Below are 6,848 nucleotides of genomic sequence, written 5' to 3'. Positions count from 1 at the left end.
GGTCTCTACTTGTAGGCCGCATGGCGGTTCCAACAACATTGGCTCCAAGCCAATCTCCCAAGTCTACCCCAGCGAGCAAATGCGAGCCCAACCTCTCATGACATCGCTCGCATGCCAGCGAGCTGGTAACCTCCAACCCAATGGCAACCTAACAACCTCCGAACCACCAACCTCTAGCCGATACAAGCTGTCCATGTTCCAATCGGAAACATCAATGCCCCCTCCAGGGCCCCAACGTCCAACATTTGATATCAAAACTCCAACCCAACACCCATCTAACATCTTTAATCCCACCAATACCCCTGCTTATCTCAACACCTAAGCAAACCTATCCTTCACTATTCCTCTTACAACCTGTTCCAAACCAAATAACACCCATCAAACACGATCCTCCATCCAGATCTACTATCTGTTATACTTCTAACCTCCACCAAACACAACCACTATCTTGTTTAAGACTAAACCAACCGACAACAACCACTTTTCTCCATCTTCCCGATGCCCCAACCTCCCGGCATCAACAAAACATTCAATGCCAACATCGTGCAATTCCAAACAATTACCTAACCAAACAACCATGAATACCACCAACCAACAAACAAACAAAAACAAGCAAACAGGAATAAAACATCAAACCATCTCGGTTCTGAAATATCTAATGGGAATAAACCTAAAACAATTCATAATTGATGGAGTGAATTACCAAATCGATGAATGTTATGCACTAATAGGTCCATGAATTATAAAAGCTCAAATGCCATCCTGACAACATCCACATGCAACAACCCTATGTCTTTCAGAATTAGGAAGAGAAAAACCTTCAGAGATAATACTTAACCATTCACCATGCTTAGAATTCGACGAAACACCTCCATGTTGTTATTCTCTAATAAATTCCTGTTCAAACATCCTCATGGTTGGTCACATCCATCCAAGCTTCGAGACTGTAAAGTTCCTCAGAACATTCGTCAGTGTCGGTTGAATGGAATCAAGACCAATGTTGTCAATACCCTACAACAACAACCTCCGACCATCTATTAAACCTATAGGATCAAACTCTAACCAAAAAATCATAACATGAACACCGAAATCCACATCACAAACCTCCAAAACAATCAAAGATCTAACCATCATCAAACCCGATACAACAAAATTAACAATCGGATTTAACAAACTCATGCTAACAAACCTTGGTTTTAACATCAAAACAACCGTCCACAACTTAAGTCCACTCGAATGTCCCATAGCCAAACACCTAATCAAAAGACTACATTTACCCCCATCAAGCAAAGCAATAATGAACAAAATAAACTTCGTATTCCTACCAGATAAAAACCAACTCCTCTTCGAAATCAATCTCATTTGACCTCTCCAACCTAACACTCTCAACATCCTCATGTATTTGTTAAACAAAACAACTTCAAACTTAATACTTAATAGAGACCACTACATCAACAAATACCTAAGCAACCTAAACAAAACGATCTACTTAACTTGTGATCCGAAACACCACAACCTTTGACCCAAACAACCCAACAACCAACCAATAAAACTATTAAAACCACCCCAATCCAAACAAAACCAACAACCCAAATCTCCTAAATCATACTAGCTAACATATTAACACATATCTATTCATTTCAATGAAATCCCCAACCACATCCATTCAAACACATATTCATAAAATTAATAACAACCCCCATCCAACCATCCATATCCTACCCACACCCATATCTCCATATCAACCAACTTAACATCCATCTCGATCACAACACACACATCCCACTCCAAACAACACATTTATCCAATCGAATAACTCTCCACCACTCATATCTCTATCTCCTTTCATCCAACCACATCAACTCTCCTCATCAAACACATGCCACCCCACATCCCAACAACTAGCTTATAAACTAATACTTAAATAAACCCCATCCAAACAACCAAACCCACATACAACCCCATAAAACCCAATCTCCAACCAACCTCCACCCTCATAACAACTTCAACGATTCATACCACACGTTAGTGACTCATCCCACACCATCACAACAACAAGATCCTTATCTGTATCTTCGGTATCGAAACCATCAAACAAGTACATCGATGAACCTTAAAACCCACACATCTGAAACAACGATCCCTACCCGATATCACAAACCCCAATTAACACCTACCCAAACAAAATAACAACCTCCACTCCCAACCCCACCAACTGGTTAAGACCACCCCAACAACCACACATCCCAGATCCAGTAACACCAAACTAACAAGTTATTCCCATGGTTTCATGACCGAACCAAACATCCCAAGACATTAACCCAAACATGGATTAAATAACCAACCAAGATATCATCAAATAGTAGTCCCCGAAACTACTAATCACTATGATCTTTAAGATCTAAACCATCCTCCCAATCGATAACACTAAACCAACACCCAAGACAACCAATTCCAAAACTGAAACCAATCCAACCACCAAAACACTTCAGTATAAACCAAAATCAACTCAACCTCTTCATCTAATAAGCTTAACATAATTCAAGTATTAAACAAAACACCACATGTTCAATAGATTAACATCAAATCCCAACCAACCCATCTCTATCCAATACCATACCCCAAACAAACAAACCAACAAAAACAACATCCAAACGTTTTACCCACAATATACTAAACCAATTCTTAACAACATCCTAACTTCCGAATACATCAAAGACTTGACCAAACCAACATGAACTCTAATATCTATAACAAATATTTCGAACTCATATCGATAACATCAGAGTGATAGCAACATCAACATCCAACCACCTAACCTCTCTCTAAGAATTAAACACAAACCCAACAGTAGTCTTAATACAATCAATCAAAACTCTAGACCTTATACCCATGAATTACCAGAACAAAACTAAACCAACCTGAACGTTGGAATTCAACAACAAAAACATACCACAAATAACCAACATATTCAAGCAATTAACAAGAAAACCCCAACCACAACAACATCTTTAATAATTCACCTCAACCTTATCAAAGAAATCCAAACCGAACAACAATCCCCGATATTAAACCCAACATACCTGAAACCATCAATCAAATATTAAACAATAACATTAACAACACCCACCAATCCCCTTACAACTTCAACCAACTACTTTTACCACAAGAAACAGATATAAGATACCATGTTGTCATCGGATGTTGACATGTTACTAACCAATAACAACAAATACACCTACATAAACTACCAACATTCCTATAGTTGTAGTCAATCAACTAAACGTTGGATAAATTCCCACGTAATCAATCGATCGCTAGTCCAAACAACCACTCCTCACATCAATCCATGAACTAACATGTTGTTTATGTTATCACAAGATAATCATCTAACAAACCAACATCCCAACCCCAACACATTAAACAACCCAAGATCCTGATAGTGGTTATAACTTCCTTAGACTTAAAACTTAACAACAAAATCTCCAACAACCTTATCACTTAAAACCTCTCAAGATCCTAACCATTACTACAACGTAGTTGCCGATATAACACATCTAACCAACAAAATCTATATTGAAATTACCATCATGAACCTAAATTCATACATCAAAGCTATTATGCTAATACTAAAACCATCAACCAAACAACAACGTCCAACATCCTGTTGTCACTTTATCCCAAACCACCAATCTATATCCGATCCCAGACACAAGTCCAATGGTGTTCTCCATCACATGATTCAACCCCACCAACATCAAACCAACTCCCAAAAAAACCAACATCTCCATGAAACACATCCTAACCTCCAACCCAAGAAGATCTGATCGAAGTACTAAACGAAACCCAACAACACATCAAACCTCTTATAGGTTACCATCCCCAACATCCTGTCAAAAACACAACACATTCCACCTCCTCAAACGAACACCAAACCTAATCAGTACCTACCTGTTGTTAAACATCTCACATTACTAACCAAACATCAACGTAATCATTCCCACCTCCATTATCCCATTGTAACCTCCCCAACCATAACAACACCCACCTCCCGCATCCGACAACCACCACATCGACATCGAAACATCCAACAACCAATCACATCTGATTACCAAAGAAAACAACCCAACAAAAATCCATCATCTACCTCCAACAAAAAAACATCCAACCCATTACTCCAACCTCCAATCAAACCAACCAATCTAAGTCTTAGAGAAATGACTATAACTTCTCTACCCAAACACACCATCTAACGATCTGGAGATCTTACTGAAACAGATCATACCTCCAAATCCCCAAACCTCCATCCAACATCATAAATGTGCATGTTGTTCCTCCCAAGCCACATCCCAACCAGACCTAGAATTCTACCTACTCAAATTCATACCCTCTATCCTCCATCCCACAACATCTTCCGAACCAACACCCACCACCCAACAAACTGATAAACAACATCCCATCAAACACAAAAACCAACCCCCAACCTAATAACTATAATAAACATAATGTTATATTCTATGTATTGGATTAAAACACTAACCACCACAACGTTCGAATCCCATCCCCAATTAAAAGATAAACAATCCCATATATAAAGTATTAACTCCGACACCAACCTCCTCAACCCAATCCAACAAAGCCTAACCCTCTAACAGAGTTCCTATGACCCCTAAACCTCTCTCAAACACCGATCCTCCAAACCATCCAACCTTTCAAACATTACCAACTAAAACCTTTCAAATCCAACTTCATCTAAAACCCCACACAACCCAATCTAAACCCAACAAAACTAACAACAACACCCCAACCCCCGAACACCCCTCATCATCAAGTAAACATCACCCAAATCCCTCCTCACAGACCTCTTAACTACCCTCTCAATTCCATCCTCTTAACCTCTCAACATCCAAACATCCAAACATCCCCACCATCGAACCTCATTACCCCATCCCACAACCCCATCTTTACCTCCCAATCTCAACCCACATACCAATTACACATTCAACTTAACTAAACCCAACACCCTCAAACAAACATCCATCTACACATCACACCATCCGAACATTTTACCCCCATCCATGAACATCTCCCCAAACACCCATCCCAACATCATGGTTATAACCCAAACCTCCACTTAAATCAACCCACTTAATCCCCAACCAACCTCCTTGTTCCCAACAACCAACACCAAACCACCCCTCCATCCATCAATCAATTACCTACCAACTCCAACAACCATCTTACCCATCTAAACATCTCATCATACTAAGCATCAAACCTCCCAACATCCATAACCTCCACCAACAACTTACTCCCATCTCATTTAAACACTCCCAACCCAGTCAACCTGTTGTAAATCAAACTGATTAATCCCTCCTTCCCTAAGAAGGACAGACCTACACGATCCAAACCTAACACCCATCAACCTCCCATCTCTTCTAAACGAGATACCCACCTCTTCCCTAACCAATCCAAACGGCCAAGCCAACAACCTCCAACCTCTAGATCCAACACCAACCAATCTCCAACATCCAATCCGACCTTGAACCATTTCTCCCAAACAACCCTCCTCATGACCTTCTCCTGTTCCCACCCTTCCAACCTCCAACCACCTCTTCTCCAACCTTCAAACACCTCAGACATCTCCAATCCCGACATCTTCAAACGTCCAACATCCATGCTGCCTTGCAGCCTAATTACTACACCCAAAACAAATACCTCTATTCCCAACTTCCAACACCCACCAACGCCAAACCAACACACCATGGTCCTCCTCAAACGGATCTTACCATCAGAACTACCAAACTCTCAAACAAATCAAACAAGAACATAATCCTGTTGTTACTACCAAAAACAACCCGTAATCATTAGTTCAACAGCCATTCCATTAAAACTCCCAAGAATACCATTCGATAAACCCACAGAACACGATTTCCATCCCTAACCAACCGCATTAACATCTCCAACACATACTACCAAACACAAATCCAACAACCTACATCAGTAAAACAAGACCTAACCAACACCCACACCTCACATCGACATCCCAACACAGCAACACCCTACGAGACAACCCCATCCCAACCCTCATCACTACCATAGAAACCTACCGACCCATATCTCTAACCAACTGAAACCTCCCCACACTTAACATTAACTACCAAGAGGTATACAACAACATCGTGGACATATACCCTCCAACCTCTCTATTACAAACTTATTAAAATCCTACCTTGGTTATTCATGTTGTACTTATAAACCCTCCTATCAACCCCCAAACATCTACAACATCCCTCTCATAAACCAAACACCCACATGTTCCTTCAAACAAAACTCATACCCACCTCCCTGATCTACACACACCGATCCAACAAGATCCCATCCCCATCCACCCATAGCATCAGCATCCCATCTATCAATCCAAATCCTTACAACAAAACAACTGTCTATGTTAACTCCAAAATCCCAACAAATCCAGAAGATTACCATCCACCAACATCCGAAACAAACCAAACAACCCGATCCCCCCTGAGGATTACCCTCATCCCCTCTGAACCACCCTCACCCTAAAACGACCAAGAACCAACCTCAACTCCATCCCCAACCTTCCCATCTACCCGTTGCCTCCAACAAACAAACCATCCCCCAAACACATTAACCCTCTCCCAATCCACAAACTCATCATCAACTGGCTTCCTCAATGAAGCCCAAACCATCTCCATCCATGTTGTTTCAACCAACCTAACAACTCTCTTCCATCCCAAACATCCTCCTCCCAACTCAATCCCATCTAATCCCATCTCCTCCTCTCATAACCAAACCTGTTCTCTCTCCATCCTACAATCACT

Annotated in this window: 17 protein-coding genes; all 17 read right to left on the bottom strand. The window is 40.8% G+C overall.

Going from position 1 to position 6,848, the window contains the following annotated elements:
- Positions 1 to 5: 5 nt before the first annotated feature.
- Positions 6 to 170 (bottom strand): hypothetical protein, encoded by a 165-nt coding sequence (locus MAGTDC_RS05610; protein ID WP_278046938.1) that lies wholly within the window; start codon positions 168 to 170, stop codon positions 6 to 8.
- A gap of 250 nt (positions 171 to 420) precedes the next feature.
- The gene (locus tag MAGTDC_RS04765; RefSeq protein ID WP_192573103.1) at positions 421 to 639 is read right to left on the bottom strand and encodes a hypothetical protein; all 219 of its coding nucleotides are present in this window, start codon (positions 637 to 639) and stop codon (positions 421 to 423) included.
- Between the two features lie 194 nt (positions 640 to 833).
- Positions 834 to 1,034, bottom strand: coding sequence for a hypothetical protein (locus MAGTDC_RS02455; RefSeq protein WP_146656882.1), 201 nt, complete (start codon positions 1,032 to 1,034; stop codon positions 834 to 836).
- Positions 1,012 to 1,392 (bottom strand): hypothetical protein, encoded by a 381-nt coding sequence (locus tag MAGTDC_RS02450; protein ID WP_192573102.1) that lies wholly within the window; start codon positions 1,390 to 1,392, stop codon positions 1,012 to 1,014. Before MAGTDC_RS02450 ends, MAGTDC_RS02455 begins: the two co-directional genes overlap by 23 nt.
- Positions 1,393 to 1,750: 358 nt before the next feature.
- Complete coding sequence (locus MAGTDC_RS04760) at positions 1,751 to 1,891, bottom strand: hypothetical protein (protein ID WP_192573101.1); 141 nt, start codon at positions 1,889 to 1,891, stop codon at positions 1,751 to 1,753.
- Positions 1,892 to 1,906: 15 nt separating this feature from the next.
- Positions 1,907 to 2,104, bottom strand: coding sequence for a hypothetical protein (locus tag MAGTDC_RS02445; RefSeq protein ID WP_146656880.1), 198 nt, complete (start codon positions 2,102 to 2,104; stop codon positions 1,907 to 1,909).
- A 274-nt stretch (positions 2,105 to 2,378) separates the two neighbouring features.
- Positions 2,379 to 2,513: a hypothetical protein gene (locus MAGTDC_RS04755; RefSeq protein WP_278046937.1), complete on the bottom strand. Its 135-nt coding sequence runs from the start codon at positions 2,511 to 2,513 to the stop codon at positions 2,379 to 2,381.
- A gap of 853 nt (positions 2,514 to 3,366) precedes the next feature.
- Positions 3,367 to 3,492 (bottom strand): hypothetical protein, encoded by a 126-nt coding sequence (locus tag MAGTDC_RS05605; RefSeq protein ID WP_278046936.1) that lies wholly within the window; start codon positions 3,490 to 3,492, stop codon positions 3,367 to 3,369.
- Positions 3,493 to 3,629: 137 nt separating this feature from the next.
- Positions 3,630 to 3,812, bottom strand: coding sequence for a hypothetical protein (locus tag MAGTDC_RS02435; protein ID WP_146656896.1), 183 nt, complete (start codon positions 3,810 to 3,812; stop codon positions 3,630 to 3,632).
- A gap of 23 nt (positions 3,813 to 3,835) precedes the next feature.
- On the bottom strand, positions 3,836 to 3,982 hold the full coding sequence (locus MAGTDC_RS04750) for a hypothetical protein (RefSeq protein ID WP_192573111.1): 147 nt from the start codon (positions 3,980 to 3,982) through the stop codon (positions 3,836 to 3,838).
- Complete coding sequence (locus tag MAGTDC_RS05600) at positions 3,975 to 4,124, bottom strand: hypothetical protein (protein WP_278046942.1); 150 nt, start codon at positions 4,122 to 4,124, stop codon at positions 3,975 to 3,977. The genes MAGTDC_RS04750 and MAGTDC_RS05600 overlap by 8 nt, the downstream gene beginning before the upstream one ends.
- The gene (locus tag MAGTDC_RS04745) at positions 4,109 to 4,249 is read right to left on the bottom strand and encodes a hypothetical protein (protein ID WP_278046941.1); all 141 of its coding nucleotides are present in this window, start codon (positions 4,247 to 4,249) and stop codon (positions 4,109 to 4,111) included. Before MAGTDC_RS04745 ends, MAGTDC_RS05600 begins: the two co-directional genes overlap by 16 nt.
- A gap of 620 nt (positions 4,250 to 4,869) precedes the next feature.
- Positions 4,870 to 5,001: a hypothetical protein gene (locus tag MAGTDC_RS05595; protein WP_278046940.1), complete on the bottom strand. Its 132-nt coding sequence runs from the start codon at positions 4,999 to 5,001 to the stop codon at positions 4,870 to 4,872.
- Positions 5,002 to 5,066: 65 nt separating this feature from the next.
- Positions 5,067 to 5,204 carry a hypothetical protein gene (locus tag MAGTDC_RS04740; RefSeq protein WP_192573109.1) on the bottom strand — a complete coding sequence of 46 codons (138 nt, stop codon included), beginning with the start codon at positions 5,202 to 5,204 and terminating at the stop codon, positions 5,067 to 5,069.
- A gap of 61 nt (positions 5,205 to 5,265) precedes the next feature.
- On the bottom strand, positions 5,266 to 5,778 hold the full coding sequence (locus MAGTDC_RS02430; RefSeq protein WP_192573108.1) for a hypothetical protein: 513 nt from the start codon (positions 5,776 to 5,778) through the stop codon (positions 5,266 to 5,268).
- A 504-nt stretch (positions 5,779 to 6,282) separates the two neighbouring features.
- A complete protein-coding gene (locus tag MAGTDC_RS02425; RefSeq protein WP_146656894.1) occupies positions 6,283 to 6,630 on the bottom strand; it encodes a hypothetical protein in 348 nt (115 codons plus the stop codon).
- The gene (locus tag MAGTDC_RS02420) at positions 6,567 to 6,836 is read right to left on the bottom strand and encodes a hypothetical protein (protein ID WP_146656893.1); all 270 of its coding nucleotides are present in this window, start codon (positions 6,834 to 6,836) and stop codon (positions 6,567 to 6,569) included. Before MAGTDC_RS02420 ends, MAGTDC_RS02425 begins: the two co-directional genes overlap by 64 nt.
- Positions 6,837 to 6,848: the final 12 nt, after the last annotated feature.

The organism is Candidatus Hodgkinia cicadicola, assembly GCF_002774925.1.
The sequence above is the reverse complement of the archived record's forward strand: the minus strand, read 5'-3'. Positions and strand labels throughout refer to the sequence as shown.